The sequence below is a fragment of the Urechidicola vernalis genome, from assembly GCF_031846385.1.
Classification (GTDB): domain Bacteria; phylum Bacteroidota; class Bacteroidia; order Flavobacteriales; family Flavobacteriaceae; genus Urechidicola; species Urechidicola vernalis.
In genome coordinates this window covers 707590-725027 of record NZ_JAVRHV010000001.1, presented here as the reverse complement: position 1 = coordinate 725027, position 17438 = coordinate 707590, and the positions used below count along the sequence as shown (strand labels likewise).

17 protein-coding genes are annotated in these 17438 nt (G+C 33.5%); 5 read left to right on the top strand and 12 right to left on the bottom strand.

Annotation, left to right across the window (positions count from 1 at the left end):
• Positions 1-53 precede the first annotated feature (53 nt).
• Positions 54-1223 (top strand): THUMP domain-containing class I SAM-dependent RNA methyltransferase, encoded by a 1170-nt coding sequence (locus RM519_RS03195; RefSeq protein ID WP_311592091.1) that lies wholly within the window; start codon positions 54-56, stop codon positions 1221-1223.
• A gap of 32 nt (positions 1224-1255) precedes the next feature.
• On the opposite strand, the gene RM519_RS03190 is transcribed toward RM519_RS03195, so the two are convergent.
• A complete protein-coding gene (locus tag RM519_RS03190; RefSeq protein WP_311592090.1) occupies positions 1256-1699 on the bottom strand; it encodes a DUF1573 domain-containing protein in 444 nt (147 codons plus the stop codon).
• Positions 1700-1814: 115 nt separating this feature from the next.
• Here RM519_RS03190 and RM519_RS03185 point away from each other — a divergent pair, with 115 nt between their 5' ends.
• The gene (locus tag RM519_RS03185; RefSeq protein ID WP_311592556.1) at positions 1815-4448 is read left to right on the top strand and encodes a valine--tRNA ligase; all 2634 of its coding nucleotides are present in this window, start codon (positions 1815-1817) and stop codon (positions 4446-4448) included.
• 34 nt (positions 4449-4482) lie between these two features.
• Positions 4483-4893 carry a GNAT family N-acetyltransferase gene (locus RM519_RS03180; protein WP_311592089.1) on the top strand — a complete coding sequence of 137 codons (411 nt, stop codon included), beginning with the start codon at positions 4483-4485 and terminating at the stop codon, positions 4891-4893.
• 43 nt (positions 4894-4936) lie between these two features.
• Here the strand turns inward: RM519_RS03180 and RM519_RS03175 are convergent, their stop codons facing one another.
• The 10 genes from RM519_RS03175 to RM519_RS03130 form a co-directional block, all read right to left on the bottom strand.
• Positions 4937-6493, bottom strand: a complete 1557-nt coding sequence (locus RM519_RS03175) for a M20/M25/M40 family metallo-hydrolase (protein ID WP_311592087.1) — start codon at positions 6491-6493, stop codon at positions 4937-4939.
• Between the two features lie 109 nt (positions 6494-6602).
• Positions 6603-6734, bottom strand: coding sequence for a hypothetical protein (locus RM519_RS03170; protein WP_311592086.1), 132 nt, complete (start codon positions 6732-6734; stop codon positions 6603-6605).
• Between the two features lie 19 nt (positions 6735-6753).
• The gene (locus RM519_RS03165; RefSeq protein ID WP_311592085.1) at positions 6754-7623 is read right to left on the bottom strand and encodes a substrate-binding domain-containing protein; all 870 of its coding nucleotides are present in this window, start codon (positions 7621-7623) and stop codon (positions 6754-6756) included.
• Positions 7624-7723: 100 nt separating this feature from the next.
• Positions 7724-8596 (bottom strand): nucleoside phosphorylase, encoded by an 873-nt coding sequence (locus RM519_RS03160; RefSeq protein WP_311592084.1) that lies wholly within the window; start codon positions 8594-8596, stop codon positions 7724-7726.
• Between the two features lie 12 nt (positions 8597-8608).
• Positions 8609-8938 carry a translation initiation factor gene (locus RM519_RS03155; RefSeq protein WP_311592083.1) on the bottom strand — a complete coding sequence of 110 codons (330 nt, stop codon included), beginning with the start codon at positions 8936-8938 and terminating at the stop codon, positions 8609-8611.
• Position 8939: 1 nt separating this feature from the next.
• On the bottom strand, positions 8940-9890 hold the full coding sequence (locus tag RM519_RS03150) for an isopenicillin N synthase family dioxygenase (RefSeq protein WP_311592082.1): 951 nt from the start codon (positions 9888-9890) through the stop codon (positions 8940-8942).
• A 99-nt stretch (positions 9891-9989) separates the two neighbouring features.
• Positions 9990-10721, bottom strand: a complete 732-nt coding sequence (locus RM519_RS03145) for a DUF6048 family protein (protein ID WP_311592081.1) — start codon at positions 10719-10721, stop codon at positions 9990-9992.
• On the bottom strand, positions 10690-11148 hold the full coding sequence (locus tag RM519_RS03140) for a DUF6452 family protein (RefSeq protein ID WP_311592080.1): 459 nt from the start codon (positions 11146-11148) through the stop codon (positions 10690-10692). The genes RM519_RS03145 and RM519_RS03140 overlap by 32 nt, the downstream gene beginning before the upstream one ends.
• A gap of 1 nt (position 11149) precedes the next feature.
• The gene (rlmD, locus tag RM519_RS03135; RefSeq protein ID WP_311592078.1) at positions 11150-12562 is read right to left on the bottom strand and encodes a 23S rRNA (uracil(1939)-C(5))-methyltransferase RlmD; all 1413 of its coding nucleotides are present in this window, start codon (positions 12560-12562) and stop codon (positions 11150-11152) included.
• A 79-nt stretch (positions 12563-12641) separates the two neighbouring features.
• Positions 12642-13046, bottom strand: coding sequence for a c-type cytochrome (locus tag RM519_RS03130; protein WP_311592076.1), 405 nt, complete (start codon positions 13044-13046; stop codon positions 12642-12644).
• A 289-nt stretch (positions 13047-13335) separates the two neighbouring features.
• Between RM519_RS03130 and rocD the strand changes: the two genes are divergently transcribed.
• Positions 13336-14571, top strand: a complete 1236-nt coding sequence (gene rocD / locus RM519_RS03125) for an ornithine--oxo-acid transaminase (protein WP_311592075.1) — start codon at positions 13336-13338, stop codon at positions 14569-14571.
• A gap of 49 nt (positions 14572-14620) precedes the next feature.
• Here the strand turns inward: rocD and RM519_RS03120 are convergent, their stop codons facing one another.
• The gene (locus RM519_RS03120; RefSeq protein WP_311592072.1) at positions 14621-16114 is read right to left on the bottom strand and encodes a YfcC family protein; all 1494 of its coding nucleotides are present in this window, start codon (positions 16112-16114) and stop codon (positions 14621-14623) included.
• Between the two features lie 135 nt (positions 16115-16249).
• On the opposite strand from RM519_RS03120, the gene RM519_RS03115 reads away from it, so the two are divergent.
• On the top strand, positions 16250-17434 hold the full coding sequence (locus RM519_RS03115) for an ATP-binding cassette domain-containing protein (protein WP_311592071.1): 1185 nt from the start codon (positions 16250-16252) through the stop codon (positions 17432-17434).
• Positions 17435-17438: the final 4 nt, after the last annotated feature.

The window sequence follows — 17438 nt, the reverse complement described above, 5'->3', positions numbered from 1 at the left end:
ATAAAAATAATGTGGAAGCAAAAATACACTATCTTTGCAACAAATTTTTGTAGATGAATGAAAACTTTAAAATGGTTGCAACAACCATGTTTGGCTTAGAAGAAGCCCTAGAAACTGAACTTAAAAATTTAGGAGCGCAAGAGGTTAAGCCAGGTGTTAGAAATGTGTCTTTTAGAGGTGATAAAGGGTTTATGTATAAGGCAAATATTGCGCTGAGAACAGCCATTAGAATATTAAAACCTATTAAGACATTTAAAGTTTTTGATGAAGAGGATTTGTATGAAGGTTTACAAAAAATTAATTGGGAAAAATACATGAGTGCTGATAGTACATTTGCTATTGGAGCCGTTGTAAATTCAAAATTTTTCACAACCAATTCGCATTACATAAGTTTAAAGTCTAAAGATAGTATTGCAGATTATTTCCGTCATAAATACCATAAGAGACCGAATGTAGACGTGAAACATCCAGATGTTAGAATCCATGTACATATTCAAAAGGAAACATGCACGATATCGTTAGATTCTTCAGGAGATTCGTTGCATAAGAGAGGATATAGAACTTCGACTAATATTGCCCCTATTAATGAGGTGTTAGCAGCAGGTTTGGTGTTATTATCTGGCTATGATGGGCATAGTAACTTTATAGACCCTATGTGCGGTTCTGGAACTATTTTAATAGAAGCAACCATGATTGCTTGTAATATACCTGCAAATATCAATCGCCCTGAGTTTGGGTTTGAAAAATGGGATGATTATGATGAGGATCTTTATTTTAAAATTCAAGATTCATTGTTGAAGAAAATTGTGAATCCACAATTTAAAATAATGGGATTTGATAAAGCACCATCAGCAGTAAGAAAAGCGAATGATAATATTAAGAGTGCAAATTTATCGGAGTTTGTAGCAGTTCATCATGTTAACTTTTTTAATTCTGTAAAAGAAGTATTTGGTTCAACTACGATTTTGTTCAATCCACCTTACGGAGAACGTTTGAATATTGATACTGAAGAATTTTATAAGAAAATAGGGGATACTTTAAAACATGGATATCCAGATTCTAAAGTTTGGTTTATTACCTCAGATATTCAAGCTCTAAAATATGTTGGATTGAAAACCTCGAGAAGAATTCCACTTAAAAACGGAGATTTAGACTGTAGATTTGTACGCTATGACATGTATGCAGGTAGCAGAAAGGCAAAGAAAAACCCGATAGAAGACTAACGGGTTCATACTTATTTTATTAAGAGAAAAAATTAGTTATTAGATAAAACTGATTTTTCTTTTTCTATAACACTTGCAGTTGAAGGTTTTTCAACTAGACCTTTAATTCTTACAACTTTTCTAGCTTCCGTAGCATTTGAAATGATTGTAACCGTTTTAGAGAAACCACCTGTTCTGTTGGTGTCGTATTTTACTTTTATTTCACCTTTTTCTCCTGGTAAAATTGGTTTTTCTGGTTTTGTTGGAACAGTACATCCACAACTTCCTTGAACTCTTTCTATTACAAGTGGAGCGTTACCTACGTTTGTAAAAACAAACGAGCGCTCTCCATTAGATCCTTTTACAATTTTTCCATAATCAATGGTCTCATGCTCAAATTTAAATGCGGGGCCATCTTGCTTTTCCGTTGAACTATCTTGCGCATTCAGTGAAATTGTGAATACCGATAAGAACAATACTAATGCTAATTTTTTCATAATTTAAAACTGTTTAAGAGGTAAAACTACCACTTTTTTTTTGTTTTCAAAATATTTTACAATGATTAGGCAGAATCGTACATTTGCAACTTCTAAAAAGATAAGACAATTTTATATGAATATTCCAACAAAATATAGTCCAATTGAAGTAGAGAAGAAGTGGTATGATTACTGGATGAAACACGATTATTTTCATTCAGAACCAAATGAAAAAGAGGCCTATACTATTGTTATTCCACCACCAAATGTTACGGGCGTTTTACATATGGGGCATATGCTGAATAATACAATTCAAGATGTATTAATTCGCCGAGCACGGTTAAAAGGATACAATGCTTGTTGGGTACCAGGAACAGATCATGCTTCTATTGCAACAGAAGCAAAAGTGGTTGCTAAATTAAAGGATGAAGGAATAGATAAGTCTGATTTAACACGTGATGAGTTTTTAGGACATGCTTGGGATTGGACAGAGAAACATGGTGGAATTATTCTTGAGCAATTAAAAAAGTTAGGAGCTTCTTGTGATTGGGAAAGAACATCATTTACAATGGATGAAGTGCGTTCAGAATCTGTGATTCAGGTATTTCAAGATTTATATAAAAAAGGATTGATTTATCGAGGATATCGCATGGTAAATTGGGATCCAGAAGCGCAAACAACACTTTCTGATGAAGAGGTAATTTTTGAAGAGAAACCTGGAAATCTTTATTATGTAAATTATAAAATTGAAGGGTCTGACGATGTTTTAACAATTGCAACGACACGACCAGAAACAATTTTAGGAGATACTGCAATCTGTATCAATCCAAATGACGATCGTTTCTCACATTTAAAAGGGAAAAAGGCCATAGTACCGATTGCAAATCGATCTATTCCAATTATTGAAGATGAATATGTTGATGTAGAATTTGGAACGGGATGTTTAAAAGTAACTCCTGCACATGATCAAAATGATAAAGTTTTAGGAGATAAGCATAAACTTGAAGTGATTGATATTTTTAATGATGACGCCACACTAAATACTGGTGGAATGCATTATGAAGGTAAGGATCGATTTGTTGTACGTAAAGAAATTACAAAAGAACTTGAAGAATTAGGTTGTTTGGTTAAGATAGAGCAACACATGCATAAAGTAGGAACTTCAGAAAGAACAAAGGCTGTAATTGAGCCGAAAATTTCTGCACAGTGGTTCTTAAAAATGGAAGATATTGTAAAGCCGGCTTTAAAAGCGGTTTTGGAAGATGAAGATATCAAATTCTTTCCTAAACATTATAATAATACCTACCGTCATTGGTTAGAGAATATTAGAGATTGGAATATCTCTCGTCAGTTATGGTGGGGGCACCAAATTCCAGCGTATTTCTACGGAGAAGGAGTAGAGGATTTTGTAGTTGCTACTTCAAAAGAAGAGGCATTGGAATTGGCTATAGAGAAATCTGGCAATAATTCTCTTTCGGTTTCTGACCTTAAACAGGACGATGATGTGTTAGATACATGGTTCTCTGCATGGTTATGGCCAATTTCGTTATTTGATGGAATTAAGAATCCAGGTAATGACGAAATTAACTATTATTATCCAACAAACGATTTAGTTACAGGACCAGATATTATTTTCTTTTGGGTAGCTCGGATGGTTTTTGCCGGTTACGAATTTATGGATACCAAGCCATTTAGTAATGTGTATTTTACTGGAATTGTAAGAGATAAGCAACGTAGAAAAATGTCTAAGTCTTTAGGTAATTCTCCAGATCCAATTGAATTGATGGAGAAATACGGAGCAGATGGTGTTAGAGTTGGTATGCTTTTGTGCTCTGCTGCAGGAAATGATTTATTGTTCGATGAAGAGTTATGTGCACAAGGACGTAATTTTTCCAATAAAATATGGAATTCATTCCGCCTAGTTCAAGGATGGGAAGTTTCTGATAAAATAGAGCAACCAACTTCTTCTAAAGTTGCTATTGAATGGTATCAATCTAAATTCAATCAAACATTGCAGGAGATTGAAAAATCATTTGAGCAATATAGAATTAGTGAGGCTTTAATGAGTCTTTACAAATTGGTTTGGGATGATTTTTCTTCTTGGTTCTTAGAAATGGTGAAGCCAGGATATCAGCAGCCTATAGATGCTATTACTTATAAAAGTGTAATTGAATTCTTTGAGAACAATCTTAAAGTTCTACATCCATATATGCCATTTATTACGGAAGAGATTTGGCAATATATTTCTGATAGAACTCCCGAAGAAGCATTAATTGTTTCAGAATATCCAAAAACAGACAAAGTTGATGAACAAATAATCTCAGAATTTAAAGTTGCTTCTGAAGTTATTTCTGGTATTAGAACTATTAGAAAAGATAAGAATATTGCTTTTAAGGATGCAATTGAATTTTCTGTTTTAAATAATGATAATTCTTCGAATAGATTTGATTCTGTTATTGCTAAAATGGGTAATATTTCTGAATTGAATTATGTGGAAAACAAGGTGGATGGTGCTTTGAGTTTTAGAGTGAAGTCTAATGAGTATTTTATTCCTGCAGGAGATGAAATTGATGTTGAAGCAGAAAAAGCGAAGATAGAAGAAGAGTTAAAATATACCGAAGGTTTCTTGAAATCAGTTCAAAAGAAGTTAAGTAATGAGCGTTTTGTGAACAATGCACCAGAACAAGTTATTACCAACGAGCGTAAGAAAGAAGCGGATGCACTTTCTAAAATTGAAACATTGAAATCGAGTTTAGCCTCATTAGGATAAATAGATATAAGCCTCGTTAATCGTGGCTTTTTTTATGGAAATAATTAAAGAAATAAAAGCAGAAGATACGTGGGAGTTACGCCATAAAGTGATGTGGCCAAATAAATCGATAGATTTTGTAAAAATTCTAACTGATGATAAAGGAACTCATTTTGGTTTGTTCTTAAATAAGGAATTGGTTACCATAGTCTCTTTATTTATTGATGGGAAGAAGGCGCAGTTTCGAAAATTAGCCACTTTGCCATCGGAGCAGGGGAAAGGGTATGCTTCTTTAATTTTACGACATATATTTGAGCAAGCTAAGAGTAAAGGAGTTCATAAAATTTGGTGTAACGCTAGAAAGGATAAATTGGAGTTTTATTTGAAAAAAGGGTTTACAAAAACCTCGGAGAGTTTTGAAAAATCTGGAATAGCATATAATATAATAGAAAAGGCACTCAATTGAGTGCCTTTTTTAGTTGATATTCTGATCGAATTCAAATTGCAAATTATTTTCCTCCTTCTCGATTTGGAGATCTTTGTTTTGGCCAAGTTTGTTGTTTTCCTGTTCTTTTGCTTAAAGGTAATACAATACGCTCTCTAGATGTTTTTGTTTCATCTTCACTAGCCTTATAAGCCATAATAGCGGCTAGAATAGCGTTGCTTTGTACATCATCCCAAACAATTTTGTCATAGGTATCTCTATTTGTATGCCAAGTATAATTCCAATAGTCCCAACTTAAAGCAGATAAGTTAAATGCCGGAGCACCTGCTGCAACAAATGAAGCGTTATCTGATCCACCTCCAGATGGAGAGCCAGGAAAACTAGTCTCAATATGTTTAGAGATATTTCTTGGAACTGCAGTTAACCAATCTGTAATGAAATCATAAGAATGCATAAAACCTGCACCTTGAATGTTTACAGCACGACCCGTTCCGTTATCTTGATTGAAAACAGCTTGCACACCTTCAACAATTTCCGGATGATCTTCTACAAATGCTCTAGAACCGTTTAAACCTTGTTCTTCACTTCCCCAATGTCCAACAAGAATTGTTCTTTTTGGATTTGGATACATTTTCTTTAAAATACGCATTGCTTCCATCATAACAAGTGTACCTGTTCCATTATCTGTAGCACCTGTTCCACCATCCCAAGAATCAAGATGAGCTGATAGAATTACATATTCGTTCGGCTTTTCAGTTCCTGTAATTTTACCAACGGTGTTAAATGTTGGAACTCTACCCAATTCTTTGGATTCAGCAACGATATTGATTTCAGTTTTCACTTCATGCTCAGCCATTCTGTATAGCATGGCATAATCTTCTAGTTCCATATCAACTTGTGGAATAGCCTTTGTTCGTGCACTGAATATTTTGTTTACACCAAATCCTTTTGACCAATATGATGATACAATTCCAACTGCGCCTGCTTCTTCTAATGCAGGAATTATTGTTCTACTTGTCAGTCCTGTATTTTTTAGATTAGCTCTCCATGCTTTACTAGCAGCAGAACGCTCTTCTTTCATTTTTTCGAAAGATTCTGGAGTTGCCCATTCTTCCCAATTGTAATCAGGTCTTCCAGATTCTTGTTTTTGAGAAACCAAGACAATTTTACCTTTTACACTTGGTAACCAATTGTTAAATTCAGTTTCGTTAGCAACTGTAGGTAAAATAATGATTTCTGCAGTTACACCTTCTGCCGAAGTACTCGGATTCCATGCCAATTGTGTTCCGTCTAAAGACTGTACTCTTGGAGAAATCATAGAGATATGGGAATGACCTCTTTGCCATCCACGCCATTCACCCCATTTCTGGTTTTCTGCTTCAATACCCCAATCTTGGTAAGTTTTTACAATCCAATCATGAGATGCCTTCATTTCTGGTGTTCCGGTTAATCTGGGCCCAATTACATCTAAAAGGTGGAAGCCAAGTTCTTTTAATTGTGAATTTTCTGTTGCTTCTTTAATGATTCCATCAACAACTGGGTCGGTTGATTTTTCATTTTGAGCAAACATTGTTGTTCCTGTTAGCGCTAAGGCTAACAAGAGGTTGCTAGTTGTTTTCATTATTTGAATTAAGAATGTTAGTACTTATGTCAACGTTAATTTTTTGACATTTCGATATATCGCCCTAAATTACATAAAACGATTAAAAAAAAAAGGCTTTAGACAAGAATTATGCCTTGTACGTAATTGTTGTAGGAGTAGTGTTTAAAGAACCTGTAAGTCCACAACCTTTAGAAGATTTGCAAGAAGTAATCATTGCAGCAGCAAATACGAACACTAATAAGATGGCTATTTTTTTCATGGTTAAAAGGGTTTAAAAATCAAAGATATATTTTTTTGACCAATTTGTCTATATCAATAGATGATTCAATAACGTTTAAATCGAATAATTTATTTTGTATGGATTTGATCAAAGATCTAGAAATAGGTTTTCCTTGATTCCATTCTGTAATTATTAACCAGTTTTTTACATCTTCTCGTTCTAGATTGTATTGCTGTGCGAAAAGGTCTATATAACGTTCTTTTTTAGCAAAAGTGGATAGTTTTTTTAATCCGTTATTTATAACGCGTAAAACCTTTTCTATGGCATCAGGTTCCTGTTCTAGTACTTCATTTCGCACTGCTATCACAAAACACGGCCAGGGAGAAGGACAGTTCTCAATTCTTCTAAAAGTACCATTATCTACCAATGGTTTGGTAGTAAAGTGTTCCCAAAGAAAATAATCAGCAGCACCATTGGTTAGTGCATCAATTCCACCATTCAAATTTTGTACAACTTCGAATTCCATTTTGTTCGTGTCCCATCCATTATTTTTAGCGTTGACAATAGCTAAAAGATGTGACCCTGAATCGTAGCGACTGATTGCTGCAATTTTACCGGTCAAATCACTCATGTCAAAATAATTTGATTCAGCAGCTACATGTACGCCCCACAGTAAAGGGGAATTGACATAGGTCTGTACAATTTTTGACTTATTTCCGTTGGTGATGTCTTTAATGATTCCTTCCGTAAGTAATACCGCAATATCAAGGCTTCCATCTCTCAAACCTTTACACATAGCTCCAGTTCCTCCAGGAAAATCTCTCCAATTTAAAGAGACTCCTTCTTTTGTAAATTCATTGTTGTCAATTGCCAAATGCCATGGCAAGTTAAAATGTTCTGGTACGCCTCCAATGGTAAGTTCAGTCATATTGAGCAGATTTTTAGTCTTCAATTCAAATATAACTTTATTTTTCTAATGAAATGATAAATTTTAAATTGGCATAGATTAAATATGATAAGAAAAATAATTATTCAACTAATTTATTCAGTGTATAAATAATTAGTTTTTCTACAGTATCATAAGGAGTATCACTAAAAGCCCCATTTGCTCTATTCGCAATAATGGCATTCATAGAAAGCGCATTATGCCCTAGTAGTTTTGACAGTCCATAAATGGCAGAAGTTTCCATTTCTAAATTTGTGGCTCTAATTCCATTGTAATTGAACTTGTCTATTTTAGAATTCAATTCCGGATCTTGAATTGCCAAACGCAATACTCTTCCTTGTGGCCCGTAAAAACCTGGTGCCGTAGCTGTAAAACCTTCATACACTTGTTCACCTTTTAATTTTTGTGCTAATGACTCGGAACCTTTAATTATATAGGGCCTTGCTTTATTGGGACTCCAATTGGTTTGAGAAATAAATGCATTTTCTATTTCAGTTTCAAAAATAGAATCGGAGACGTATGAGTGTAATAATCCATCTAACCCTAGACCATATCTACCCATTACAAAACTATCTACCGGAACATCTTTTTGTAAAGAACCTGATGTTCCAATACGCACAATATTTAATTGTTTTAAATTTTCTTTAATAGTTCTTTTTTCTAGATCGATATTTACCAATGCATCTAACTCATTAATTACGATATCTATATTATCTGGACCAATTCCTGTTGAAATAACTGTTAATCTTTTTCCTTTATAAGTTCCCGTTATAGTTCTAAATTCTCTTTTTTGAATGTCGAATTCTATCGTGTCAAAATGTTTCGAAACTTTTGGAACTCTATTTTGGTCTCCAACAAAAATGATATTATTAGAAATGTGCTCTGGTTTTAAATTTAAATGGTAAATACTACCATCCGGATTCAAGATTAATTCTGATGCTGCAATTTTTTTCATAGTACTATTTTTTTAGCCACCTACACGTTTAACCTTAAATCCTTTTTCCATAAGAATTTTCATAATTTGATCTCTGTAATCTCCTTGAATAATTATCTGATCATTCTTAAAACTGCCACCAACACTCAATTTTGTCTTCAATTCTTTTGCCAATTTTTTAAAATCAGAATCCGCACCGGTATATCCTTCTAGAATAGTAATTGGTTTTCCTTTACGCTTTTCGTATTTGCAAATGATTGGATCATCTTGCATCCAAATAGCATTTACATCTTCCATTTTTGTTTCCTCAGGATCTGGGGTATGATCTGGAAATAGATTTTTTAATTGATCTTGTAAATCCATTTTACCCTTTTATCAATCCCAATTCTATTAACCTTTCATTTAAATATTCACCAGCGGTAATGTCTTCAAATTGTTTAGGGTGGTTTTCATCGATACAACTTTTAAGTACATTTAGTTTCATATCACTTTTTGGATGCATGAAAAACGGAATAGAATATCGAGATGTTTTCCAAAGTTCTCTCGGTGGATTTACAACTCTATGAATGGTAGATTTTAATTTGTTGTTTGTGTGGCGTGATAACATATCGCCTACATTTATCATTAACTCATCATCTTGGGCAATGGCATCAATCCAATTACCATTATGATCTTGTACTTGCAATCCTTTTCCTTGAGCCCCCATTAATAAAGTGATGAGGTTAATATCCCCATGTGCCGCAGCACGGACTGCATCTTTAGGCTCATTCTCAATTGGAGGGTAGTGGATAGGTCTTAGAATAGAATTTCCGTTTTTAATTGGGAAATCGAAATAGGTTTCTTCTAAGCCTAAATGTAATGCCAAAGCACGCAAAACGTATTGTGCCGTTTTTTCTAACATTTTGTATGTTGTTTTACCAACCTCGTTAAATTTGGCTAATTCTTCAACAATTACGTTTGGAGGATATTCCGCCTCAAGTTGAGGATTGTCTTCCACATATTGACCAAAATGCCAAAACTCTTTTAAATCTCCTTGCTTAAAACCTTTTGCTTTTTCTTTTCCAAAAGAAGTATATCCACGTTGTCCACCGATGCCTTCAATCTCATATTTAGATTTAGTTTCGGTAGAAAGATCAAAAAAGTTTTTAACTTCTTTGTATAGGTTTTCAATTAAATCATCTCCTAAAAAATGACCTTTAAGAGCCACAAAGCCAATTTCTTCATAAGCTTTACCAATTTCATTGACGAATTTTTGCTTTCTTTCAGCGTCTCCTGATATGAAATCAGATAAATCTACACTTGGTATTTTTTCCATAATCTCTTTCTATTATTGAACTTTTAAAGTTACTTAAAATTTATGAATTTATATTTTTGAAGAAGTGTTTCTTGTTTGGTTTATAAAAATCAAACAGTTTTATTTTTTGAAAAATGGGATGGTATATGACAAAGTATAATTAAAACTAAAACCAGTATTGTTCATAAATACACGTTCGTAACCAGGTATATACATGTTACCAAAATTATCTGGCTCATCTTGACTAAAGAGTTTTTTCATAGCAATACTGCCACCCATGTAAAGGTTATTGAAGATTTCTACTTTTAACCCAATTACAAACTCTCCCCAATGCGCTGTTAACCCATCAACAGTGGTGTCAGGATTAAACGTTGGGATATCAAAATAAGTTCCGTAATAATTTGGAGTGTATTCAACTAAAGTCTGAGAATAACTACTAAAACCATATCTAATACCGATATAAATTTCATTATTCATATCTAACCAATTCTTATAGAGGTTATAATTTCCTCCAAGTTTTATGTAAGAACCTTTTGCGTTGTAAATTAAAAAATCTTCTTCTCCTGTTTTATCGGTAAACCCGAATTCTGTTGCGATGTATATATTCTTTTTTAATCTATAATCTGCAACAATTTCAAATCCTTGAATATCATCATTCACCATTGATAATATTGGTTTAAAAAGGTCAATACCAACTCTTAAACCATATTTGTCTTTTTTCTTTTGAATGGTGTCAATTGGTGTTTCAACTCCAGTCGCAATCGAGTCTGATGGTTCTTGGGCAATCGCGTTTAATGAAACAGCGATAACAAGAAAAAGACTAGTGGTAAATCTTAATATGTTCCGTTTCATCTGTAACGTTTTCTTGGGTTATTTCGGTATTATCTATCCAATTGTTGCTTACATTGCTTAAGTCTAATTCTGAATAATTGTATTTATAGCCGCATGACCTTGAAACAAACACTTCATTTCTAAGGTAATCTATAGTAATTACATCTTCGCCATTTTCTGAAGTCAAATGGTATGTGGTGAAATTTTCTGCAGGATCTAATTGAAGCGCGATAGAATCAGTAGTAACATTGTCATATGATTCAAATATACCTTTACCAGCAGCTTTCACCGTTAATCCATTAACATTTCTGAAAGTATTCGGATTATCGGTGTCATAAAACCGAATTACCAAATAAGGAGTAATTGGTTCAACACAAATATCATCTCTTTGACAACTAATAATTAAAATGAATAACGCAATTAGGGTTGCGATTGCACTTTTTCTCATATTACAATTTTTCTAATAGCACCACATTTTCTACATGGTGCGTTTGAGGAAACATATCTACTGCTTGCGTCTTTGTAATTTTATACTGTTCCTTCATTAATGCCAAATCTCGCGCTTGTGTGGCAGAATTGCAACTTACATACACTATTTTTTTAGGAGCAATCTCTAAAATTTTAGACACAACGTTTTTGTGCATGCCATCTCTAGGAGGATCGGTAATGATTACATCAGGTCTTCCGTGTGTATTTATAAACGTATCATTAAAAACGTCTTTCATATCACCTGCAAAGAATTCTGTATTTTCAATATTATTAACCGAAGCATTTAATTTGGCGTCTTTAATTGCATCTGGAACCGCTTCAACACCAATTACCTTTTTTGCTTTTTTTGCTACAAACTGCGCTATTGTTCCAGTTCCTGTATATAAGTCATACACCAATTCATTTCCGGTTAATCCGGCAAAATCTCTTGTGATTTTATATAACTCATATGCTTGTTCAGAATTTGTCTGGTAAAAAGATTTTGGGCCAATTTTAAATTTCAACCCTTCCATTTCCTCAAAAATATGATCTCGACCACTATAAAGTATGATATCCTGATCATATATAGTATCGTTTGCTTTACCATTGATGACATATTGCAAAGAGGTAATTTGAGGAAACGCTTCCATAATGGCATCCATTAGCAATGTTCGTTTTTCAACGTCTTCTTTATAGAATTGAATTACCAACATTATCTCTCCTGTAGAAGCAATTCGTAGCATTAGTGTTCTAAGCATTCCGTTTTGCTCACGCGGATTAAAAAATGGTATATCATTTTTAATTCCAAATTCCTTTATAAAATTTCTAATAGCATTGGAAGGTTCTTCTTGTAAATGACATTTATATACATCTAAAATTTTATCCCACATGCCTGAAATATGAAACCCGCATGCATTTTTGTTGTCGATTTCTTCTTCAGAGTTGATTTCTTCAAAAGTTAACCAACGGCTACTAGAGAAAGAAAACTCCATTTTATTTCTGTAGTTGTATTGCTCTTTGCAGCCTAATATTGGAGTAACTTCGGGTAAATCTAAATGTCCAATTCGAATTAAATTATTGGTAACCTCCTTTTGTTTGTAAAAGAGTTGATGTTCATAACCCATGTGTTGCCATTTACATCCACCACAATGCTCAAAATGATCGCAAACAGGATCCGTTCTTTTATCAGATTTTTTGTGAAATTTTATTGCTGTTCCTTCAAAATAGGCTTTTCTTTTCTTTCCAGTTCTAATATCTACAACATCACCAGGTACCGTATTGGTTAAGAAAATAACTCTACCATCTGGCGCCTTTGCAACAGTCTTACCTCTGGCACCAGCATCAATTACTTCTACCTCTTCAAAAATGTAATTCTTCTTTTTTTTTCTTCCCATGAGTGCAAAGGTACAGTTTTATACAAAAAAAAACATCCCTAAAAAGGGATGTTCTTTACTGTATGTTTTTTGGTGTATTTTATTTTACACTATTAATATATGCAACGATATTAGTAAGATCAGCATCTGAAATTTCTTTTACCATTGTGTCTAAATTATTTTTCATAATTGAAACTTGTGTAGGGTCTGTATCTACAATAGCTTCAGATTGTCCTTTTAAAAATTTTAAGATGTCTCCTCCTTTTTCTGCATAAACCGAAGCCAAATCTTTAACTGCAGGTCCGATTATTTTTGTTGTTTCATGATGACAAGCAGTACATCCTTTTGATCCAAATAATTCCTTTCCTTTAACCGGATCTGCTTTTGCGGTACTTTTCTTTTCAGTTTTTACTTTTTCTTTCTTTGGTGCTGCGTCTTTTTTATTATCTGCACAGCTCACTAAAAAGAAGAATGAGGCTATAAATAATGCTGCTACTTTTTTCATGATAATTGAATTAAATATTGTTTTCACAAATCTATTTAAAAAAAGTAAATAAAGAAGAAAATATTTAACGAAATCAATTTCGTATTGCAATTTGTTTAAGGATTTTAAAGGATGACTACTTTTCACATTTTAAAATTAATTAAAGCATTGTTGATGGGTGTTTTTTAGATTGAATTTGAGGAATTTATTGTAACTTGCAAGCACTTATAGCGATGATTTCTCTCCGTTCAATTCAAGAATATTTGAAAAAGCAGGAATTGTAGATTTTTAATATTTTAAATTTATAATGATGGTAGAAATAATAGCATCATCTCAAGAAGCGATCGACTTAGAAAATAAGTACGGTGCGCACAATTACCACCCACTTCCTGTTGTATTAAGTAAAGGTGAAGGCGTTTATGTTTGGGACGTAGAAGGCAAAAAGTATTATGATTTTTTATCGGCCTATTCTGCCGTAAATCAAGGGCATTGTCATCCTAAAATTGTAGGAGCAATGATGAATCAAGCAAAAACATTGACTTTAACGTCTAGGGCATTTTATAATGACGTCCTCGGGAAATACGAAAAGTACATGTCAGAGTATTTTGGCTTTGATAAGATTTTGCCGATGAACACTGGAGCAGAGGCTGTTGAAACCGCAATTAAGTTGTGTAGAAAATGGGCTTATGAAGTAAAAGGAATTCCAGAAAATGAAGCCCAGATTATTGTTTGTGAAAATAACTTCCATGGTCGTACTACAACAATCATTTCTTTTTCTAATGATGAAGTTGCGCGTAAGAATTTTGGACCCTATACAGCAGGTTTTGAGAAAATTGAATACAATAATTTAGTGGCGTTACAACATGCTCTTGAAAATACAGAGAATGTTGCAGGATTTTTAGTTGAACCAATTCAAGGAGAAGCAGGCGTTTATGTTCCGTCCGAGGGCTATTTAGCGCAAGCAAAGGAGTTGTGTGCGAAGCACAATGTACTTTTTATTGCTGATGAAGTGCAAACTGGAATTGCTAGAACGGGTCAATTGTTGGCGGTAAACCATGAAAATGTGAATCCTGATATTCTAATTTTAGGAAAGGCATTATCGGGTGGCGCATATCCAGTAAGCGCGGTTTTGGCAAATGATTCGGTAATGAATGTGATCAAACCAGGACAACATGGTTCAACTTTTGGAGGAAATCCAATAGCAGCAGCGGTTGCGATTGCTGCATTAGAAGTAGTTAATGAAGAAGCGTTAGCAGAAAATGCAGAATACTTAGGTCAATTGTTTAGAAAAGAATTATCAAGTTTTGCAGAAACAAATGATTTAGTGAAAATGGTTAGAGGTAAAGGTTTACTAAATGCCATCTTAATTAATGATACTGAAGATAGTTCTACAGCATGGGATATATGTATGAAGTTAAGAGACAATGGTTTGTTGGCAAAACCAACTCATGGTAATATCATTCGTTTTGCACCTCCGTTGGTAATGAATGAAGAGCAATTGTTAGATTGTGTCTCTATTATTAAAAAGACAATAGAAGAGTTTTAGGACTTCTTAAATATAGAAATGAGCCCATCCGAAAGGATGGGTTTTTTATTTATAGATAAACTGAAATAGTAATTGCAACCATAAATACAACTGCAAGTATTATAACCAATGGCGTTACAAATTTTAACCATTTATCAAATCCTACTTTAACAATTGCTAAGGAGGCCAATATAATTCCAGTCGGATTTATAAAAGCAAATAAGCCCATTCCGAATAAATACGCATTAATAACAATTTCACGACCAACACCAACGCCATCGGCTAACGGAGACATGATTGGCATGGTTAATACGGCCATACCAGAAGATGACGGAATGAAAAAAGATAAACCACTGTAAATAAAAAGCATTGTATTTGCAAAGAGCCCTTTATGCATGCCTTCAGTAGCATTACTTGCATAATAAAGTAAAGTATCACTAATGTTTCCATCGTCCATTAAAACAGTTACTCCACGTGCAATGCCAATAATGAAGGCAACACTTAGTAATTCTCCCGCCCCTTTCATAAAGACATCCACAAATTCTGATTCCTTGAACTTGGTTATAAACCCGATTAATAAGGCACCTACAAAAAATACGGTCGTCATTTCCATGAACCACCATTCTAGTTGCATAACACCATATACCATTATCACAAAGCAAGTTCCAAAAATTAATAAAACTAGTTTTAACCGATAAGTTAGTTTTTTATCCGAGTTTAAATTAACAGGAAACATTTTTGCAATCTGCTCATATTGATCATATATAATAGATTTGGAGGGATCCTTTTTTACTTTTTGAGCATATCTTAAAATGTAAATTAAACAGATAACCAATCCGACTAATAACATAACAATTCTTCCTGCTAAGCCAGTTGTCCAGTTTATACCCGCTGCATTAGATGCTATTATTACACTAAATGGGTTTGTAGTAGCAATCATAGTTCCTATTGTAGACCCTATGTAAATACAAGCAGTTGCAACCAAAGCGTCATATTTTGCGGCTAAAAAAATTGGTATTAAAATAGGGTAGAAGGCTATGGTTTCTTCGGCCAGTCCAAACGTTGTTCCTCCTAAAGCAATTAGAGAAGTAACTAATATTATTAATATAAATTCTCTTCCTTTTAATGCATTTGCGAGCCAAGAAATTCCTGCCTCAAAAGCCCCTGTAGCATTTACAATTCCGATAAGACCCCCAATTATTAAAACTAACAAAATGATATCAATAGTTGCCTCTATTCCTTTTAGAGGCGCCATAATTAGTGCAACAATCCCTTGTGGTTTGGCTTCGATTTGTTGGTAGGTTTTTGGAATATTTATGGGCTTGTAAATAGCGCCAGATGTAAAATTATTTAAGGGAATCTTTATGTTTAATTCCGCCAATGATTCTTGTGTTGCACCTATTGTATATGTAGAATCCAAATTAGAAATTACAAAATTGTTATCATCCGTACTGTACATTAAAGTATCATAGGTCCCAGCGGGTACAATCCAAGTTAATACGGCTACAAATGCTGCAATTAATAATAGAATTGTGTGTGCGGTTGGGAAATTTATTTTCTTCATAACATGTGGATAGCGCAATACATTGCTTAAGCAAATATAATTGAATTCCGATTAGTTCTTTAAAAAGGAATAGGATTCAGTGGATTTGAAAAATTTGTATCCTATTTTTGTTTTATAAATTTAAAATAGGAACCATTGAGTTTACCACACAGCGCATTTTATATTTCTAATTCTGTTTCAAAAAAGAATTTGATTCAAAAAATCAAAGACGGAGCTGTTTTTAAACATATAGAAGAAAAACAAATTGAAGTATTCTCAGAGGTAACTTTAAATCAATTTATTGCTGAAGAAAAAAGGCATGGCGATTTTGTTGTAAAAAAAGATGCTTTAAAACAGAGTTTACTTAAGTATTCTGAAGGGGAACGAAAAAAAACATTGTTGGAGTTTTTATTGGCCAAAGAACCAGATGTCTTAATTTTAGACAACCCTTATGATAATTTAGATGCAAGTTCTCAATTGATATTAAAAGATAGATTTGAAACTATTTCTAATCGAATTATATTGATTCAGATTGCGCATAGAAAAAATGAAATTCTAGATTTTATAGATGCTGTTTATTGTCTGAATAATGAGAATTGGGAATTGTTAGATACCATCGAATCATTGAATGTTGATGAACCGTTTGTGGAGTCAATTCCAAAGCCTTATGAAACCATGAATATTGCAAATGAAGTATTGGTGGATATGAGAAACGTGAATGTTTCTTTCAATGGCGTGGCGGTGTTGGAAAATATTTCTCTACAAATAAAAAAGCATGAGTTTTGGCAAATTACTGGCAAGAATGGAGCAGGTAAAAGTACGTTGTTATCATTAATTACAGGAGATAGCGTTAAGGGCTATGGTCAAGATATTACACTGTTTGGAATTAAAAAGGGTAGCGGTGAAAGTGTTTGGGAGCATAAACGAAAAATCGGTTATTTTTCATCAGACATGAAAATGGGGTTTGCACGGAAGACTAGTCTTGAAAATATGATTCTTTCTGGGTTTTATGATTCTATTGGATTGTATGATAAGCCTACAAAGATTCAAATTGAAATAATGGTGCAATGGTTAAAATTGCTAGGGTTTTATGAAATGAGAAAGAAAAACTTCATATTTCTAACCGCAGCAGAACAACGTTCGGTCTTAATTGCAAGAGCAATGATTAAACATCCACCGTTGCTAATTTTAGATGAGCCTACTGCAGGTCTAGATGATAAATCCGTTCATTTATTAGTCTCCTTAATTAATAAAATTCATAACGAAACCAAAACGGCCATTCTTTATGTATCCCATAAAATGGAAGTCGGATTACAACCCTTAAAGAATTTTAATTTATAGGTTC